This window comes from Paraburkholderia phenazinium, assembly GCF_900100735.1.
Taxonomy (GTDB): domain Bacteria; phylum Pseudomonadota; class Gammaproteobacteria; order Burkholderiales; family Burkholderiaceae; genus Paraburkholderia; species Paraburkholderia phenazinia.
This window is the reverse complement of record NZ_FNCJ01000002.1, coordinates 709,127-726,434: the sequence shown is the minus strand read 5'-3', so window position 1 is coordinate 726,434 and position 17,308 is coordinate 709,127. Positions and strand designations below refer to the sequence as shown.

The 17,308-nt window shown below is 62.3% G+C and carries 14 protein-coding genes; 3 read left to right on the top strand and 11 right to left on the bottom strand.

Features of this window, described 5'->3' with window-relative positions:
• Window positions 1–20: 20 nt before the first annotated feature.
• The 10 genes from BLQ92_RS07035 to BLQ92_RS06990 form a co-directional block, all read right to left on the bottom strand.
• Entirely contained in the window at window positions 21–1,580 is a 1,560-nt protein-coding gene (locus BLQ92_RS07035; RefSeq protein ID WP_090682829.1) for a DHA2 family efflux MFS transporter permease subunit, read from the bottom strand.
• Window positions 1,581–1,685: 105 nt separating this feature from the next.
• Complete coding sequence (locus BLQ92_RS07030) at window positions 1,686–2,963, bottom strand: HlyD/EmrA/EmrK family protein (protein WP_090682827.1); 1,278 nt, start codon at window positions 2,961–2,963, stop codon at window positions 1,686–1,688.
• Between the two features lie 46 nt (window positions 2,964–3,009).
• The gene (locus BLQ92_RS07025) at window positions 3,010–4,560 is read right to left on the bottom strand and encodes an efflux transporter outer membrane subunit (RefSeq protein ID WP_090682826.1); all 1,551 of its coding nucleotides are present in this window, start codon (window positions 4,558–4,560) and stop codon (window positions 3,010–3,012) included.
• 38 nt (window positions 4,561–4,598) lie between these two features.
• On the bottom strand, window positions 4,599–5,036 hold the full coding sequence (locus BLQ92_RS07020; RefSeq protein ID WP_090682824.1) for a MarR family winged helix-turn-helix transcriptional regulator: 438 nt from the start codon (window positions 5,034–5,036) through the stop codon (window positions 4,599–4,601).
• 381 nt (window positions 5,037–5,417) lie between these two features.
• Complete coding sequence (locus tag BLQ92_RS07015) at window positions 5,418–5,819, bottom strand: hypothetical protein (RefSeq protein WP_244259647.1); 402 nt, start codon at window positions 5,817–5,819, stop codon at window positions 5,418–5,420.
• A gap of 322 nt (window positions 5,820–6,141) precedes the next feature.
• Complete coding sequence (locus BLQ92_RS07010) at window positions 6,142–6,993, bottom strand: carbohydrate ABC transporter permease (protein WP_090682822.1); 852 nt, start codon at window positions 6,991–6,993, stop codon at window positions 6,142–6,144.
• A 10-nt stretch (window positions 6,994–7,003) separates the two neighbouring features.
• Window positions 7,004–7,978 carry a carbohydrate ABC transporter permease gene (locus BLQ92_RS07005; RefSeq protein WP_175772108.1) on the bottom strand — a complete coding sequence of 325 codons (975 nt, stop codon included), beginning with the start codon at window positions 7,976–7,978 and terminating at the stop codon, window positions 7,004–7,006.
• Window positions 7,979–8,050: 72 nt separating this feature from the next.
• A complete protein-coding gene (locus BLQ92_RS07000) occupies window positions 8,051–9,304 on the bottom strand; it encodes an ABC transporter substrate-binding protein (protein WP_090682818.1) in 1,254 nt (417 codons plus the stop codon).
• A gap of 58 nt (window positions 9,305–9,362) precedes the next feature.
• Window positions 9,363–11,366, bottom strand: coding sequence for a beta-galactosidase (locus BLQ92_RS06995; protein ID WP_090682816.1), 2,004 nt, complete (start codon window positions 11,364–11,366; stop codon window positions 9,363–9,365).
• Between the two features lie 11 nt (window positions 11,367–11,377).
• Window positions 11,378–12,643 (bottom strand): ABC transporter ATP-binding protein, encoded by a 1,266-nt coding sequence (locus BLQ92_RS06990; RefSeq protein WP_090682814.1) that lies wholly within the window; start codon window positions 12,641–12,643, stop codon window positions 11,378–11,380.
• 193 nt (window positions 12,644–12,836) lie between these two features.
• On the opposite strand from BLQ92_RS06990, the gene BLQ92_RS06985 reads away from it, so the two are divergent.
• Window positions 12,837–13,889, top strand: a complete 1,053-nt coding sequence (locus BLQ92_RS06985; protein ID WP_090682813.1) for a LacI family DNA-binding transcriptional regulator — start codon at window positions 12,837–12,839, stop codon at window positions 13,887–13,889.
• 4 nt (window positions 13,890–13,893) lie between these two features.
• Here BLQ92_RS06985 and BLQ92_RS06980 read toward each other — a convergent pair whose 3' ends face one another.
• Entirely contained in the window at window positions 13,894–16,221 is a 2,328-nt protein-coding gene (locus BLQ92_RS06980; protein WP_090682811.1) for a bifunctional diguanylate cyclase/phosphodiesterase, read from the bottom strand.
• Between the two features lie 36 nt (window positions 16,222–16,257).
• On the opposite strand from BLQ92_RS06980, the gene BLQ92_RS39245 reads away from it, so the two are divergent.
• On the top strand, window positions 16,258–16,614 hold the full coding sequence (locus BLQ92_RS39245; RefSeq protein WP_143016521.1) for a hypothetical protein: 357 nt from the start codon (window positions 16,258–16,260) through the stop codon (window positions 16,612–16,614).
• Window positions 16,615–16,801: 187 nt separating this feature from the next.
• Window positions 16,802–17,257, top strand: coding sequence for a cellulose biosynthesis protein BcsD (bcsD, locus tag BLQ92_RS06975; RefSeq protein WP_090682809.1), 456 nt, complete (start codon window positions 16,802–16,804; stop codon window positions 17,255–17,257).
• Window positions 17,258–17,308 lie beyond the last annotated feature (51 nt).

Below are 17,308 nucleotides of genomic sequence, written 5' to 3'. Positions count from 1 at the left end.
AGCCCAGCCCATGCACCGGATCAATGTGCAGCAGCCGCTGCCGCATCAGCACTGCCCTTGCCCGGCTTCGTCACCCAGATCAGCGGAATGATCGCGACGAAAATCACCGCTGACAGCCAGAAGATGTCATTGAGCCCGAGCATGGCGGCTTGCGCATCGAGCGAACGCTCGAAGAACGCAAGGGCCTGCTGGGTGCCGCCGCCAAGCGTCGTATGCAATGCGTTCAGCGATGCAACAAAAGTCGGATTATCGATGCTTGTCTGTTCGGCGAGACGCGCATGATGCAGGATGGTGCGGTTGTTCCAGCCGGTGCCCGCCAGCGACGTTCCCACTGCGCCGGCAAATACGCGTACGAAATTCGACAAGCCAGCCGCCGCTGGAATTTTCTCGGCCGGCAGCCCCGAGAGAATGATCGCGGTCAATGGCACGAAGAAGAAACCGGTCGGGAAACCTTGCAGCAAAGTCGGCAACACCAGCGTCCAGGTATCCACGCCCGTGGTGTAGCCGGAGCGCATGAAGAACACACCCGCAAAGCCGACGAACGCCAGCGTGGCGAGCACCCGCGCATCGGACTTCGGCATGAGCTTCGCGATAACCGGCGCAAGCAACACAGCGAAGATACCAAGCGGCGCGGTGACAAGACCCGCATCCACCGCACGATAGTTCAGATACTCCTGCATCCACTGCGGCAACAGCACGAGGTTCGAGAAGAACACCGCATACGCCACTGAAATCGCCACCGTGCCGCCCAGAAAATTGCGGCCCGCAAACAGACGTAAATTGACGATCGGATTCTTCTCGGTCAGCTCCCAGATCAGGAAGAAGACGAAGCTGATCAGCGCAAACACGGTCAGCGCGATAATCACTGGCGAATTGAACCAGTCGAGATCCTTGCCTTTGTCGAGCATCACCTGCAATGAACCGACCCAGGCGATCAGCGACAGCAGCCCCACCTTGTCGATCGGCAAACGCTTGGTCGGCGTTTCCCGGTCGCGATAGATCGCCCAAGTGACGCCCGCCGCGAAGATGCCCACCGGGACGTTGATATAGAAGATCCACGACCATGAATAACTGTCGGTAATCCAGCCGCCCAATGCCGGGCCGGCAATCGGGCCGACAGTCGCCGTCATCGCCCATAGGGAAAGCGCGAGCGAGCTCTTTTCCTTCGGATATGAACCCAGCAAAATCGCCTGCGACAGCGGAATCAGCGGACCCGCCACCGCCCCTTGCACGATCCGCGCGGCGAGCAGCACGGGCAGCGTCGGCGCCATGCCGCACAACCAGGAGGACAGCACGAACAGCAGGATCGCCCAGACGAAGAGCCTCACCTGCCCGACCCGCTGCGTGAGCCAACCCGTGAGCGGAATCGAAATCGCGTTGGCGGCGGCAAACAGCGTGATGACCCAGGTACCCTCGTCCACCGACACGCCGAGGTTGCCGGAGATCGTCGGAATCGCGACATTGGCAATTGAGGAGTCCAACACATTCATGAAGGTGGCTAGCGCCACCGCAAGCGTCGCCAGCACCAGTTTGCCGCCGGAGAGCGGCGCGGGTGCGGCGGGTTGGGTCGATTGATTCATTTCATCACCGTTCAGAAGGGGCGATGGTCAGAGGAATCGGATTTCTATCTGACCTGTCAGCTAATTGGGCAAAAAAATTCGTGAGCCTATGCATGGGGATTCGTGTCAACCGGCGTTGCGTTCGGCATCGCGGCGAGAGACGGTCTTTTGCGGAGCACCCACGGCTGCGCTGCGGCCAAGCGGCGTGTTCTGCGCGATGATCTGCGCGATTTCCGCATCCGCGGCGGCGCCGTATTGAGCGAACACATCGGTGCGATATGACGTGTTCGTCGCAGCGGCCAACTGCGTGCCCGATTCGTCCTGTGTGTTCACGTCGACCTGCATCGACAGGCCAATCCGCAAAGGATGAGCCTCGAGCTCGTGCTGGTCGAGCTGCACGCGCACCGGCAGGCGTTGCACTACCTTGATCCAGTTGCCGGTGGCGTTTTGCGCCGGCAACACGTCGAAGGCCGCGCCGGTGCCGGCCGAAAAACCCACCACCTTGCCGTGATACTTGACGCTGGAACCGTAGACGTCGGCCGTCAACGTGACGGGTTGTCCGATGCGCATGTGCCGTAGTTGGCCTTCCTTGAAGTTCGCGTCCACCCATACTCCATCGAGCGGCACGATGGCCATCAGCGGCGTGCCTGGAGCGACCCGCTGGCCGACCTGCACCGAACGCTGCGCGACATAGCCCGTAACCGGTGCAGGCAAGGTGTTGCGCGCGTAACTGAGGTAGGCGTCGCGCAACTTCGAGGCGGCGGCCTGCACATCGGGATGCTCGGCAATGGTCGTGCGATCGGTCAGCGCGTGATTGGCTTCGGCCTGCTGACGCGCGGCTTCGAGTGCGGCTTCGGCGGAGCTTACCGAGTCGCGAGCATGGGCGATGTCTTCGCCCGATACCGCTCCCGTGCTGGCCACTGCTTCGCGGCGCTTCAGGTCGTCGTTCGCGCGCGCCAGGTCGGACTCGCGCTGGGCGATGTTGGCTGCGTAGAAATCGTTGTTCACGTACATGCCGCTCACCTGCCGCACCGTCCGGCCGAGCGTCGCTTCCGCGCTCAGGAGTGCGACTTTGGCATCGGCGCCGTCGAGGGTGACCACCGGGTCGCCCTGCTTGACGATCTGCGTATCGTCCGCATTGACGGCGACCACCGTGCCGGTGACCTGCGGGGTCAATTGCACGAGGTTGCCGCTGACATAAGCGTCGTCGGTGGACTGGTGGAAGCGCCCGACCGTGAAGTAGTACGCGCCATAGGCTACGCTGGAGGCAACAACAGCGGCTGCCAGCAGCGTCAACATCAACTTGCGCTTGCCTGGGTTCTGCTGGTCGGCTTGCCCGGCTCGTTCGGCTTGCTCGCGGGGTTCGACTTGTGCCGTCGCGCGCTCGGTGGTGGTATCGCTCATTTCAATGACTCCTGGCAAAGAATGAAGGTGTGTCGCGGCAAGCGCTTTAGCGCGCAGCGACGATCGGGTTGGTTCGAATGACGGAAGGGGCGGCCGTGCCGCTCGCGGCAATGCTCGCGCTCGTGCCCGCATTGATCTCGCTGCTTGCGCTGGCGTCCTCGGTATAGCCACCGCCTAACGCCTGAGCGAGTGCGATCTGCTGGTCGCGGCGGTTCATCTTTAGATTGGCCACTGCCTCGTCGGCGGCGAGCGCATTGGTATCGGCGTTCAGCACCGTGAGCTGGTTCGTGAGACCACCCTTGTATTGCGTGAGCGCCAACTGGTCGGCACTGCGCGCGGCATCCTGCGCAGCTTCCGCATCGACGAGCTGGGCGTCGGTCGAACGAATCTGTGCAAGCTGCGTGGCAACTTCCGACAGCGCCGTGACGAGCGTCTGGTTGTAACCGGCCACCGCATTGTCGAAGTCGGCGTAACGCCCTTTCAACTGCGCCCGCAGTTCGCCGCCGTCGAAGATCGGCAGATGAACCGCCGGTCCGGCGTTGGCGGTGCGGCTAGCCGCCGTCAGAAATCGGCCGAAACCGAAGGCATCGAGACCAATAGCGGCACTCAGGTTGATGTCGGGGTAAAACTCGGCCTTGGCTTCCTTCACGTCGTGCGTGAGGGCATCGACGCGCCAGCGGGCCGCGACCAGATCCGGGCGGCGGCTCACGAGATCGGCTGGAAGGTTATCGGGCAGCCGCACCTCGTCGCCGATGCCGAGCGTCGGCCGGGCGATCGACAGACCACGGTCGGGACCGGCGCCGAGAAGCGCGGCCAGTTGATAGCGCGTCGTGACGATGCTGCCGTCAAGCGAAGCCAGCGTGGCCCGGCTGCTCGCAAGGTTGGCCTGGGCGGTCTTGCGCTCCACTTCAGTATCCAGCCCGTTGGCGATACGGCCGGCCGTGATGCGGTCGATCTGCTCGCGCTGCCCGACTTCCTGTTGTGCAATGTCGCGCAATGCGTACAGACGGGCGAGTTGGTTGTAGTCGCGGGCAATGGCTGAGGTGAGCGTCAGTTTGACGACCTCGGCATCCGCCTTGCTCGCCTGCAACTGCGAGATCGACGCCTTGAGCGCTTCGCGATTCTTGCCCCACAGATCGAGGTCGTACGAGGCCGACAGCAGCCCCTCGTTTTCCGTCTGCCATGAGCCGCCATACGGCGGTGGGATCAGAGCGTTGCCCGAGTACTGCTCGCGAGTCAGTGTGTAGCTGGCGCCAACGTTCGGCAGCGTGCTCGACTTTGCGGTTTCCGTATAGGCCGCGGCAGCAGCCACACGGGCCCGCGCTTGTTCGAGCGTCGGGCTGCCCTGCAGCGCCTCAGCCAACAACGCCTTGAGTTGAGCATCGCCGAACTGGTCGGCCCAATCGGCCGCCGGCCAGCGGCCGTGGTCCGCCGGAATGCTCTGCTGGCTCGCGAAACTCTGGGGCTGCGCCATCTGCTTGTCGCTCGAGATGCCCGCATAGTTCGCGCATGCCGACAGCACGGCTGCGCAGATGAGCGTTATACCGGCCTTCGCGAAACGTGTGCCGACTATCCTTTCATTTAGCTGCAATTTCATTTTCTGACCTGTCAGATATATAGGTAAAAAAATGCCGCTCAATCTCCGAGGAATTTGTTGAGCAGGCGGCCGAACTCTTTGAACTCTTCTTTCGTAAAATGCTTGAGGCGTGCATTCAGCACGGTGGGCGCGACGTTGGGAACCTTGTCCGCAACCTCGAGGCCCTTCTTCGTGAGCGTCAGGTTGACCACCCGGCGATCTTCGAGGTTGCGCGAGCGCTCCAGCAAGCCTTTGGTTTCCAGTTTGTCGAGCATGCGGGTCATGAGGCCGGTGTCGATACCCAGCAACTTCGACAGCTCGAACGGCGTACCGGCGATGCCGCGTTGCAAGGACAACAGGATGCCCATTTGCTGCGTGGTGATATCCAGATCTTTCAACGCGCTGTCCATCTCGGACACCATGACGTTGCGCGCCTTGTTGATAGAGAAACCAATGCTCGCCCCAGTCGAAAAGCTTTCCTTCGTGTAGTGGTCCATCATCGGCTCCTTGATCGTTGGAGCGAAGATTATCTGACAGGTCAAATACTGTCAAGTTAGATTTCTCGATTTTTTTGAGTGCCGGGTGTGCGAAAATCTGGATACTTTCTTCAGAGGAAAGACCGCGTAGCTTGACCTCAGGACACGGCGGCGCTTAGATTTGTACCTAAAGACTACGTACAAGCGGGTGCGAAAAACGTAGCGCCGCCCGGGCAACCGGGTCCCACCTGGAGTGGGAATTCTGTTGAAAAACGGATAGAGAGCCCCGCATGCGACGGCCACCGAAAGGTGGCCGTTGGTCTTTCTGAGCATCCTAACGGCGAATCTGCTTCCCAAGGTAAGTAACGCGCAATAGGGTCTCGAACGCAACCTTCCCTCCCTTCATCTGACGTCGCGTGTCAGTCCATGGTCCAGCACATATGCAGACTGTACGCGCAGCATGAGGCGACGCCTGCGGCTGTTGTCCTTCTTAACCTCGAAAAAGATCGCATAGAGCGAGGTGGTGCCGTCCGCATTCATTTGCTCGAGCGTGACGAAGTTCGGCTGCTTCTCGTCGGCGACAGTGATGTGTCGGTTAGAAAGATTGGAGACGATGTGCCGCAAGAACCGGCGTGACAGTTCGTATCGCTGCGGGTCCAAAACTCGACGCCCCTTACCGTCGTAGTAGATCTCGTGAGCCGGAATCGCATGACGAGGCCGCTCGTCCCACTGAAAGCTGTGCGAAAAGCAATGGCATGAGAACAGGACGAGTACCGTGACGTCACTACCCAGCCCGAGGTCCACCTTGAAGGTAAACGAATCAAGGTGACTTAAGTCCCACTAAACTCCACGGTAGGCAATCTCCGAAAAGCGTTGCGCGGGTTCTAGCGATGAATCGACGGATTGAAGTTCGAGTTGCAAAGTTGCCTGATTTTTTTCGAAGAACTGATCATTTTATGTAGTCAGTAGATCGATAGCCATATCGTCCAAATGGATAAGGGCAATCGCAACGATGGGACAGAGCAACGTCAGGTACCGACAAAAAAGCCCGCGTCAGCGGGCAACCCTCTCGGGGGAGAACACGGAACATCGATTCGATCTCAGCGCATAGAGAAAGTCCCAGTAGCTACCCCTTCGTCGCACCAAACGTCAGCCCCGCGACGAAATGCTTTTGCATGGCAAAGAACATCGCCACCGAAGGCAACGCGGCCAGAATGGACCCCGCCGACACCAGATTCCAGGCCGTCGTCCACTGCCCCTTCAACGCGGCCACGCCAACCGTGATCGGCGCCGCCTCATCGCCCTGCGTCAGACACAGCGCCCAAAAATAGTCATTCCACACGAACGTGAACACGAGAATGGCAAGCGCCGCGAGTGCCGGACGAATCAACGGCAAAACGATCTTGAAGAACACAGTCCACTCGTTGGCCCCCTCGATCCGCGCAGCCTCGACGAGTTCGAACGGCAACTGCTTGATAAAGTTACGCAGAAACAACGCGCAGAAGCCGGTCTGAAACGCCACATGAAACAGAATCAACGCGCCAACGGTATTGAACAAGCCCAGCTTTAACGACAGATCGCGCACCGGAATCATCAGCACCTGCACCGGCACGAAGTTGCCCGCCACGAAGGTGGCAAACAACGTACTATTGCCGCGAAACCGATAAATCGCCAGCGCGAACCCCGCCATTGCCGCCAGCGTGATCGAACCAATCACCGCCGGCACCGTGATCAGCACACTGTTCCAGAAGTAATGCAGCATCGGCGAGGTGGTCAGCGCGTCACGGTAATTGGCCCACATCGCGAATTGCCTCGGCCAGCCCCAGTAGTTGCCTTCGCTCAGTTCATCGGACGAGCGCACCGAGGTAATCAAAACGGCGATCAACGGCAGCAGCCAGATCAGCAGCGCCACCGGCAGCGACAGCTTGTACAACCGGCGTGAGGTCGGCTTCCATTTGGCAATCGGCATCGGATACATATCGGCCTCCTTATTGCTCAGCGCGCAGCATCCGCCGCAGGTGATAGACGATGTAGACCAGCATGATCGCAAACAGCACCACCGCAATCGCTGCGGAATAGCCGATCCGGTAGTACTTGATCGCCTGGTCGTACATGTAATACGCCAGCACGGTGGAACTCTCGAACGGACCGCCCCCCGTCATCACCGAGATCAGGTCGAAACTGCGCAACGCACCGATCACCGTGACGACGATCGCCATGAACGTGGTGGGCCGCAGTTGCGGCAGGATCACATGCCACAGCATCGACCAGCCGTGCGCGCCTTCCATGCGCGCCGCCTCGACCTGCTCTGAGTTCAGCGAAGTCAGGCCCGTCAGATACAGAATCATGCAGTAGGCGGTTTGCGGCCAAAGCGCCGCAAAGATGATGCCGGGCGTCGCGTAGCGCGCATCGCCGAGCACCGGCACGCCGTGCCCCAGTATCAACGCCAGCAGGCCGAAGGTCGGATCGTAGAACCACGAGAACATCAGCCCGACCACTACGCCCGACAGCACAAACGGTGCAAAGAACAGCGACTTGACGATGCGGATGCCTGCCACGGCCTGGTTCAGATACAGCGCGACTGCAAGCCCCATGGGCGGCGCCAGCAGGAACAGCAACAGCCAGATCAGATTGTTCTTTAGCGCGGTGTAGAAAGTCCGTGCATGGAACAGCTCCACATAGTTCGCGAGACCCACGAAGCTGGGATCGGTCATGCCGTCCCAGTTGAAAAAGCTGATGCGGATGGTCGAGAGAATCGGCCAGACCACGTAGATCGCCACCATCACGCAAGCGGGGGCGAGGAACAGGAAGGCGGCACGCCGTTGCCGGCGCGCGGTGGGCGACGGACCCCGCCGGCGCGTCGACGCACGCGGTGCGGCAGAAGGCGCGGCGCCACCCGACGGACCCGAGGCGCCCTGCCCGGCATTGCCGGGAATGGATTGACGGCTGACGGAGTGAACCACGGCAAGTCTCCTGCTCAATCTCGATCGGGCGCAGGCGGCTCGAGGCCGCCCGCGCTCACTTCTACATCACACTTACTTCTTGTAGATGCGCTGGCGCGTCTGCTCGAGTTGCGCCAGCACGTCGTCGAGCTTCGAAGGATCCGCGATGAACTGCTGCATGCCCTTCATCCCCTCGTCGGCCATCTCCTTGGTCATATCACGATCGTAGAACTGCGCGATGCCGCCCTTCGTGTTGGCCAGAATCTGGAAGCCGATCTTCGAAATAGGATCCTCCGGTTCCGGCGACTTGCTGTTCGCCGACAACGAACCAAGTCCCGTCGCAAGCTGCGCGCCGATTTCCGGCGTTTCGACAAAGGCGAGGAACGCGTGCGCGTCGGCCTTGTTCTTCGCCTTCGAGGGGATATGCAGCGACTCGACCGGCCCGTCTTCGGCAGTCGGCACCTTCGCGTCGATGATCGGGAACTGGAAGTAGCCCATCTCCGGTTTCACGTTCGCCGGGAAGCCACCGGTGATGAAGGTGCCCATCAGCATCATCGCGGCTTTGCCCTGGAACAGGAACGGCTGTGCCGCATCCAGATCGTAGGAGAGCGAATTGTCGATAAAGTAGCCGTCGTCGATCAGTTGCTTCCATGTGGTGTAGACCTTCTTCACGCGCGGATCGGTGTACGGCACCTCGCCTGCCATCAGCTTCTGGTGAAAGGCGTTGCCGTTCAGGCGCAGATCCAGATAGTCGAACCAGCCCGCCAGCGTCCACGCATCGCGGCCGGCCACGGCGATCGGCGTAATGCCAGCGGCCTTCAGCTTCTTGCAGGCGTCGAGAAACTGATCCCATGTTTTCGGCTCGTCCGCGATCCCGACCTTCTGAAACAGATCCTTGCGGTAGAACATCCCCCACGAGTAGTAGACGGTCGGCGCCGCGTACTGCTTGCCCTTATACGAAGAGGCTTCCTTCGTCGAGGCATAGGTACTGTTCCAGCCGTTCTTGTTCCAGTCGCCGCTCAGGTCTTCGAACAGGCCGCGCTGTGCGTAATATGCCATCCGCTCGCCGTCATGCCAGTTCACGATGTCGGGCGCGACTGTGGACAACCAGCCTGGCAGTTGCACTTTGTAGGCTTCTTCGTCGATAAACGACACGTTGACATCGGTGCCTGGATGGGCCTTCTTGAATTCGTCGATCACCTGCTGCCAGACCGCCCGCTGACTGGCGCCCTTGAACGCGATGTTGATCGCGAGCGTGCCCGCCTGCGCGCTGCCGGCCATCGATGCCGCCGCGGTGGCTGCAGTCAGCGCGACGGCAACCAGAACCTTGCGAAGTTTGAATCTCATGCCTGTCTCCTTGGTTTTTACGTGGTTTTCGGTAGTGCCGGGGTGCTGCCAGGGTGCTTCAACAGGTGCTGCAAACCTGATTGGATCGATAAACCGCCACGCCTTGCGGGGCGATCTCCCGCGAGCCGATCAGGAACGCGCTGTCGGCCACCTCGGCGAGCGTGTGGATCTGCTCGCCGTAGTTGAATACGTACGTCAACGCGCCGCGCCGGCTGATACGCACGTCGTCGCCGAGCGCCACCACAGCGAGACCGGCTTCGCGGGCGATAGCTGCAAAGAGCCGCGTGGTCAGCGCGTCGTCGAAGAGACTCGCAAAGTAGTGCATCGCGCCGCTGCAAACATAGGCGGGGTGACCATCGGCAAAACGGGCGCGAATCTCCAGTGCCGCGTGCCGCGACGCATCGAGCTCGACGAAGTCGCGCCAATGCCGCCCCACGCCGTCTTCGAGACTCGCACTGCCGGCAATCTGCACCGGTTCGGTCACGTTGGGCCGCAGCGATTCGACACGCCATACCCGCACCGGCATCAGCGCGGCGAGGCTCCCCGGCGGCAACGCGGCGGGAATTTGCAGATCCGCCGTTTTCGAACCGGTACGCGGCCCAAGTACGACCTGCGCACCCGAGCGAGCCAGCCGCTCGGCAAAGTCAGCGGGCACCACCGGCAGCGGCGGCACGACGATCATTTGATAACCATCGAGCGGCGCGTTCACCGGCACCACGTCGACATCCAGACCGAGCCCGCGCAGCGCCGAGTAATACTCGAACGCAAAGCGCGGATAGTGAAAGTCCGCCCCCTGCGGATGAATCTCGAACAGCCACTTCGCCTCGTAGTCATAGACGAGCGCGACCTTCGAGCGGATGGTCGCGTTCGCATCGGCCTGCGCCGCCAGCACAGCGCGGATGTCCTCCGCCACCTGGGCTGCTTCGCTGCCGCCGACATCCAGACGGTTATCGGGCGTGTTCAAACCCGCATGCATCTGCTCCTGGGCAAACGGCGCCTGCCGCCAGCGGAAATACGACACGCAGCCCGCACCGTGCGCGAACGCCTCCCAGCTCCACAGGCGCACCATGCCCGGCAGCGGCGCCGGATTCCATTGCGCCCAGTTGACCGGCCCCGGCTGCTGCTCCATCACCCAGAACGGCAGCTTCGACATGCCGCGATAGACATCGTGATTGAACGAGGCGAAATCCGGATGACCGGTGCGCAGCCACTTCGCCTTGATCTCAGGCGCAAACCACTGCTCCTCGAGTGCGCCGAGCGGATAGCTGTCCCACGCGGCCACATCGAGATCGGCCGCAACCTTGTAGTGATCGAATTCGGTGAACAACTGCATGAAGTTATGCGCTACAGGCCGGCCCGGCGAATGGGCGCGGATGATCTCGACCTGCATGCGGTTGTAGCGCGCGACTTCGTCGGAGGCGAAGCGCCGGTAGTCGAGCCGGTGCGACGGATGCGCCTCGGTGACGGTCGCCACCGGTGCGTCGATCTCGTCGAAGCTGCGGTATTCCATGCTCCAGAACACCGTGCCCCACGCGCGGTTCAAGGCGTCGACAGTCTCGTAGCGCGCCTTCAGCCACTCGCGAAAACGCACCACCGCCGCCCGCGAATAGCTGACCACGGTGTGATGGCAGCCGAACTCGTTATCGGTCTGCCAGTACGCGACTGCGGGATGCTTGCCATAGCGCTCGGCCAGCGCCGTGCAGATCCGCTCCGACGCGGAGAAATACGACGGCGACGAAAAATCGTAGTGACGGCGCGAACCGAAAGTCCTTGGCCGGCCATCTGCGCCGACCGGAAGAATGTCCGGATGACGGTCGATCAACCACTTCGGCGGCGTCGCGGTGGGCGTGCACATCACCACTTGCAGGCCGGCCGCGCCGAGTACGTCGATCGCGCGATCGAGCCAGCCCCAGTCATATTCGCCTGGCGACGGCTCCATGCGGCTCCAGGCGAACTCAGCAATCCGCACCTGCTCGATGCCGAGCGCTTTCATGCGGCGGGCATCGTCTTCCCACATCGATTCCGGCCAGTGTTCCGGGTAATAGCAGACTCCGAGGCGCATCCAAGTATCCTTTATGCGTAGTGTTCGACGGATTCGAGCGAAGCGACGGCCAGGCCGTCTTCGGTAAACAGATGACAGACGGCGGCCGGCGCACGGAAGGCTGCGCGATCGCCCTGCTGCAGGCGCGTGTCGCCGGGCGCCTTGGCAATCAGCACGGCGCCGTCGGCTTCTTCGAGATGGACGTAGCTGTGTTCGCCGAGTTGCTCGACGAGCGAGACAGTGCGCGTCAGCACCGAGGTTTCATCAGCGGTCGGACTAGCGATCCGCGGGCCGGCCACCCCTTCGCGGATCACCACGTCACCGGCCTGCTGGCCCGCCCCACCCGCCTCCGCAGACGCCGCAACCGCAGACGCAGATGCAACAGAAGCGCCCTCGGCCAACTCCAGATGCTCAGGTCGCACCCCAAAGGTCACCGCCTGCCCCACACCCAGCGCCGCGCCGTCCACGCTCACGCGCACGCTTTCGCAGCTGCCGTCGAGCCTGACGCTCACGCCACGTGCATCGATCGCCGCCACCTTGCCCGGCAGAAAATTCATCCGCGGCGAGCCGATGAAGCCCGCCACGAAGCGGCTCTTCGGCCGGTGATACAACTCGAGCGGCGCCCCGATCTGGGCGATGCTGCCGAAGCGTTCGGTGTCCTTGCCGGCGTGCAGCAGCACGATCTTGTCGGCGAGTGTCATGGCTTCGATCTGGTCGTGCGTCACGTAGACGACGCTCGCCTTGGCAAACTGCTTGTGCAAGCGCGCGATCTCGACCCGGGTCTGGCCGCGCAAGGTGGCGTCAAGATTGGAAAGCGGCTCGTCGAACAGAAACACACCCGGTTCGCGCACGATGGCACGGCCAATCGCCACGCGCTGCCGCTGCCCGCCCGACAAGGCCTTGGGCCGCCGCTCCAGCAGCGCTTCGAGCTGCAGGATGCGCGCCGCCTCGCGCACCTTGCGCTCGATTTCGTCTTTGGGGGTTTTAGCGAGCTTCAGGCCGAAGGCCATGTTCTCGAACACGGTCATATGCGGGAACAGCGCGTAGCTCTGGAACACCATCGCTACGCCGCGCTGTGCCGAAGGCACGTCGTTGACGAGCCGCCCGCCGATCGACAGATCGCCGTCGCTCACGTCCTCGAGGCCGGCAATCATGCGCAACAAGGTGGACTTGCCGCAGCCCGACGGGCCGAGAAACACGCAGAACTCGTTCTCGCCGATCTCCAGATCGACATTGCGAATCACTGGTGCGCCGTCGCCGTACGACTTTTGGACGCCTCTTAACGAAATGCTCGCCATCGCTTCGTCTCCGTGATTTAATCGGCTCGAAGTCGGAGATTAAGCGCTTAATCTGCGTGGCCGAAAAAAAATGACCGCGTGCGATCAATGGGCCTGCAGCGTCTCCGATATCGTGCTGTCTATGCGGCAAATGGTGCCGCGCCTTGAGACAGGACGCAAATTTTGAGAAACCGTCCCAAATAGTGATGACACCATGCCAACCCTGAGCGAAGTCGCGCGCCGCGCCGGTTGTACACCGGCGACCGTGTCGAACGTACTGCGCAATCGCGGCCGCGTCGGCGCGCTGACCCGGCAGCGCGTGCTCGACGCGGTCGAAGCACTCGGCTATCAGCCGCACCTGGCCGCGCGGGCCCTCGCCGAGGGCCGCGCCCCGACCATCGCGCTGATGGTCTCGAGCATTGCCAACCCGTTCTACCCGGAGTTCGCGCTGGCGGTCGAGCGTGCGGCGCGCAGCAGCGGCCACTTCCTTATCATCTGCAATACGAACGAAGATCCGCTGACAGGCCGCGCGTACCTCGAACAGATTGCCGGCACACTGTCGGAAGGCGTGCTGGTAATGAACGCGAATCTCGACTTCGCCGATTTGCACAAGACCGAAGCTCGCGGCGCGCCGGTCGTGCTGTGCATGTGGGAGCGTCCGCACGACCCGCCGGGCCTACCCTGCGTGGCGGTCGATTTCCGGCTCGCCGGCGAGCTGGCCGGGCAGCATCTGCTGGAGCTGGGACACAGGCGGATTGGCGCCATCGTCGGCAGCAAGGCGGCCGGCATCCATGCGGCGCGTTATGAAGGTTTTCTCGCTGCGCTGAGCGCCGCCGGGCTCGAGGTCGCGGACTCGCCGGTGCGCTACGCGCCGGACACCACCCAGGACGGCTATCGCGCCGCACGCGAATTGCTGCAGGCGCATCCGCAACTGACCGCGATTTTCGCCACCAACGACCTGCCCGCGCTCGGCGCCTTGCATGCCGCGGCCGATCTGGGCTTGCAGGTGCCACGGGATCTCTCGGTAGTTGGGATTACCGATATTCAGTTAGCCCAGGAGTCACGCCCCGCGCTGACGACCGTCGCCGTGCCGACCGTGGAAGCGGCTGAACTGGCGGTGTCCTTGCTGCGTGAACTGATCGAGGCGTCGCCGCGCGGCATCCGGGCTGCGGCGAAGGCGCCACGGATGTGCGTGGCGTCGGCGCCGAAACTCGTGGTGCGCGCTTCGACGCAAGCCCCTCGCGTCGAACCTGCCGACCACGCTTGAGCGCCTATTCGCTCGCCGGCCACGGCAAATGCGGCGAGGACCAGTCCAGTTCCGTGCCCACCACCGAGCGCATCTCCGGCGACTGGATCGCCACGGTCACCGCGATACACGGCCGCCCGCTCGCGAGCGACAGGTAAGGACTACTGGCAACCGGCACCCCTGGCAGCAGGACCGCGTTTCTGAAGTAGGGCCGGTGATCCCAGCGCGCGTCGCGCGGATCGGCCACCGGTTCCAGCGAATCACCGAGATTCGCGCCCGCCACGCCCGTGACCTCGGGGCCAATCTGCCGGCCCCGGTCGTCCAGGATAAAACAACTGATGCAAAGGTCCTGCTGCGCCAGATCGGCGAATGCATTGTCCATGGGTACGCCGGCGAGCAAGGCATCGGCCGCGTTGCGCAAGGCGAAGCGGTACGGCTCCACCTCGCTCTCGAACAGCGCATGCAGATGCGCACGGCCTTGCGCGATCACATCGAACGAGCGGTCGATCAGGCGGTTGACCGAATCCGGCGGGGCGATCTCGGCGGCCGGCCGCCCCAGCAGAAAGCCCTGGGCGAAATCGACATTCGACTCGACCGCCAGAATCAGTTCCTCGGTCGTCTCGACGCCTTCGACCACCACCAGCATGCCTGCCTGATGCAGCAACGACACCAGTTTGGGCAGGATCGACTGCTGCGTGCCGGGAATCGTCGCGCGGATCAGTTCGCCATCCAGCTTGACGAAGTCCGGGCGGATGCGGAACAGCCGGTCCAGATTCGACTGGCCGGCACCAAAGTCGTCCACCGCAATCAGAAAGCCGTGCTCGCGATAGCGGGCCGCCGCGCGTGACATCTCATCGACGCTGCCGCCATGCGACTCGAGAATCTCGAGAACGATCTTGTCCGGCTCGAGGCCGGCCGAGCGCACGATGCCGGCAAGCTGATCGGCATAGCCCTCGGCCACGAAGGTAGCGGGCAGGATATTGAGGAAAACCCACGCCTCATCGGGGATCAACCGTTGCGCATTGGCGAGGTGGACGGCGTGACTGGCGCGATCGAGCGCACCCTCGTCGGAAAGCGGCCGCGGCGCGAACAGCACGGCCGGCGGCACCAGCGAGCCGTCGGACTGCTCGCCGCGCAACAGCGCCTCGAAGCCGACCTGTTTCTGATGCGACAAGCTATAGAGCGGCTGGAAATGCGAGGTCAGATAGTAGTCCTCCCAACGCGGCCGCGCGTTTCCCGACGGGTCGCTCGGGTCGCCCAGACCCAGCAGTTGCAACGCATCGAACGGAATCGCCCGTTCCGCGCAGACGCGGTTGCGGCCCGACTGCTTGGCGCGCAACAGGGCTTCGTCGGCACGGTCGAGCAGCGCCATGATGCTTTCGCCAGCGCGATGCTCCGCCACGCCGAAGCTCGCCGTCACGTAACCATCCGGGCGCGCAATGCAGGAGATGGCGCCGCGCAGCCGCTCGGCCAGCTCGAGCGCGGAGGCGAGCCCATCGCGCCGCAACACAGCGAACTCTTCGCCGCCGATGCGGCTCACGCTGTCTTGCGCGACCGTCTGGTCCATCAGCACCTGAGCGACTTCGTAGAGCGTCTGGTCGCCGACCGCATGGCCGAACTGGTCGTTCAACGACTTGAAATAGTCGATGTCGACAAAGATTGCACAAACCTTGGCCTCCTTGTCGAGCGCGCCGAGCCGCCGCTCGGCCTGCTCCATGAAGGCGCGGCGGTTTTGCAGGCCGGTCAGCGGATCGGTTGCGGCCAGTTGCGCAAGGCGGTTCTCGAGCAGGAAATGATCGCGCCGGAACCAGTAGAAGCTGAGGTGGAACACCACCGCCGCCGGCACGCCGATCGCCACCCACAGCCATGCCACCACGTTGACGTCGTGGACCTGTGGCTGCCGGAACAGCAACGGCATACCTGCCGCATAGAACACCGCCGTACCGGCTAGAAAGTGCGTTGGCGTCAACCAGAGCGGCGCCGAACAGACCGGAATCACCAGCAGCGCAGGCAGCGCCCACAGCAAAGGCTGTTCGAGACCGGCGATGTTCAGGGCAATCACGACCACCAGCACCAGCGTGTAAGCGACACCGCATGCGCCGAACCACCAGGTGGTGCGCGCGTTGCGCACGCCCGCCACCAGCAAGGCCAGACAGACGATGCAGGCCAGCCGGTAAGGCAGCGAAACGGCCGGCCCGGCTACCAGACCCCGGGCCAGCACAAACAGCAACGAGGCGACGGCCGTGAAACCCATGATGACGGTCGAAAGCGGGCGCTGCTGATCCAACGAACGACGATGAAAGCGGTGACGCAAATGGGCATCGGTCATGTGTTGCGTTGAGGTGGAAAGCATATTGATAGATATCAGGCCAGTCCCGTCACTCTGCCGATGTATAACGGCAACTGTCTGACAAATATTAATGCCCACGACCCAAACAAACTTTATGGCGCCGTACCTTTACGCCAGCAGGCCCACGCAACCGAGGCCATTACTTACAGTAAGCTTGTTTTTAGCTGCTTGAGCATAATCAAAAACAACGCGCCACCCCGCCCGATGATGCAACTGCACAACACTCGCAGCGCGTCTGGCGCCAGCCGCCAGGCGACGCGTTTTGACGTCATCGACCGGCTTCATGCTGTTGTGCGCTGGTTTAGATCGGGCATCGGCAAAAAATCGATGCCCGATTTGCATCTGTTGCTTCGCAGTGTGCGTAAAGCCATATACCGCCTAGCAGAACGATGGTAGCGAAATGTTAATTCATTCAGTAGACTGCGTATAACAAGGCGTCGGTCACCTTTCATCGGGAAACATCAGTAAAAGTAACCGCCGGGCGCGTGCAACGCGCGCCTTACCTGCAACACTTTCAGATGTCCGGTTCCAGGCACCCGTCTTGAGACGGCTTGACGGCAAACGGTCATCCTTTTCGGAAAACATGGTCCCTATCCTCGACTACCTGCTGCAGCGCCAGATTTCCCCTCAATGGCGAGGCTTGCTCACTGCTCTGGCAGAGGAGTTCGAAACGCAGATCGGGCAAGGTGAACTGCGTCAGTTGATGTACCGCGTCGGTTGCCGGTTTGCTGCAGCCGCCCCCTTGCCGCCGTGCAGCTCGACCGCCGATCTCGCCGACGCGTTGAACGCGTGCTGGCAGGAAACGGAGTGGGGCTATGTCGAACTGTCGGACGAGCCGGAGTACCTGCGCATCGCCCACTCGTGTGCGCCGCTGCTGGGGTTCGGCGCCGCGGCACTTAGCTGGACGCCTGCGTTCCTCGAAGGCGTGTATCAGACATGGCTCAGCGCATTGGGAGCGGAGGGTCTGTCGGTCGTCCAGGCGAGCGAGTTCGATGAGCATGCAACCATTGAATTCCGGCTCGGCCGCCACCCCGTATAAGCCCCGCTGCTCGAGGGATTTTTTACCGGCGCTCAAAGCTGGTAAAAAGCG

What these genes read in the sequence shown, in the direction of transcription:
- BLQ92_RS07035 (WP_090682829.1), bottom strand. Translation starts at nt 1,580, where the DNA reads ATGAATCAATCGACCCAACCCGCCGCACCCGCGCCGCTCTCCGGCGGC.
- BLQ92_RS07030 (WP_090682827.1), bottom strand. Translation starts at nt 2,963, where the DNA reads ATGAGCGATACCACCACCGAGCGCGCGACGGCACAAGTCGAACCCCGC.
- BLQ92_RS07025 (WP_090682826.1), bottom strand. Translation starts at nt 4,560, where the DNA reads ATGAAATTGCAGCTAAATGAAAGGATAGTCGGCACACGTTTCGCGAAG.
- BLQ92_RS07020 (WP_090682824.1), bottom strand. Translation starts at nt 5,036, where the DNA reads ATGGACCACTACACGAAGGAAAGCTTTTCGACTGGGGCGAGCATTGGT.
- BLQ92_RS07010 (WP_090682822.1), bottom strand. Translation starts at nt 6,993, where the DNA reads ATGTATCCGATGCCGATTGCCAAATGGAAGCCGACCTCACGCCGGTTG.
- BLQ92_RS07000 (WP_090682818.1), bottom strand. Translation starts at nt 9,304, where the DNA reads ATGAGATTCAAACTTCGCAAGGTTCTGGTTGCCGTCGCGCTGACTGCA.
- BLQ92_RS06995 (WP_090682816.1), bottom strand. Translation starts at nt 11,366, where the DNA reads ATGCGCCTCGGAGTCTGCTATTACCCGGAACACTGGCCGGAATCGATG.
- BLQ92_RS06990 (WP_090682814.1), bottom strand. Translation starts at nt 12,643, where the DNA reads ATGGCGAGCATTTCGTTAAGAGGCGTCCAAAAGTCGTACGGCGACGGC.
- BLQ92_RS06985 (WP_090682813.1), top strand. Translation starts at nt 12,837, where the DNA reads ATGCCAACCCTGAGCGAAGTCGCGCGCCGCGCCGGTTGTACACCGGCG.
- BLQ92_RS06980 (WP_090682811.1), bottom strand. Translation starts at nt 16,221, where the DNA reads ATGCTTTCCACCTCAACGCAACACATGACCGATGCCCATTTGCGTCAC.
- BLQ92_RS39245 (WP_143016521.1), top strand. Translation starts at nt 16,258, where the DNA reads ATGTATAACGGCAACTGTCTGACAAATATTAATGCCCACGACCCAAAC.
- bcsD (WP_090682809.1), top strand. Translation starts at nt 16,802, where the DNA reads ATGGTCCCTATCCTCGACTACCTGCTGCAGCGCCAGATTTCCCCTCAA.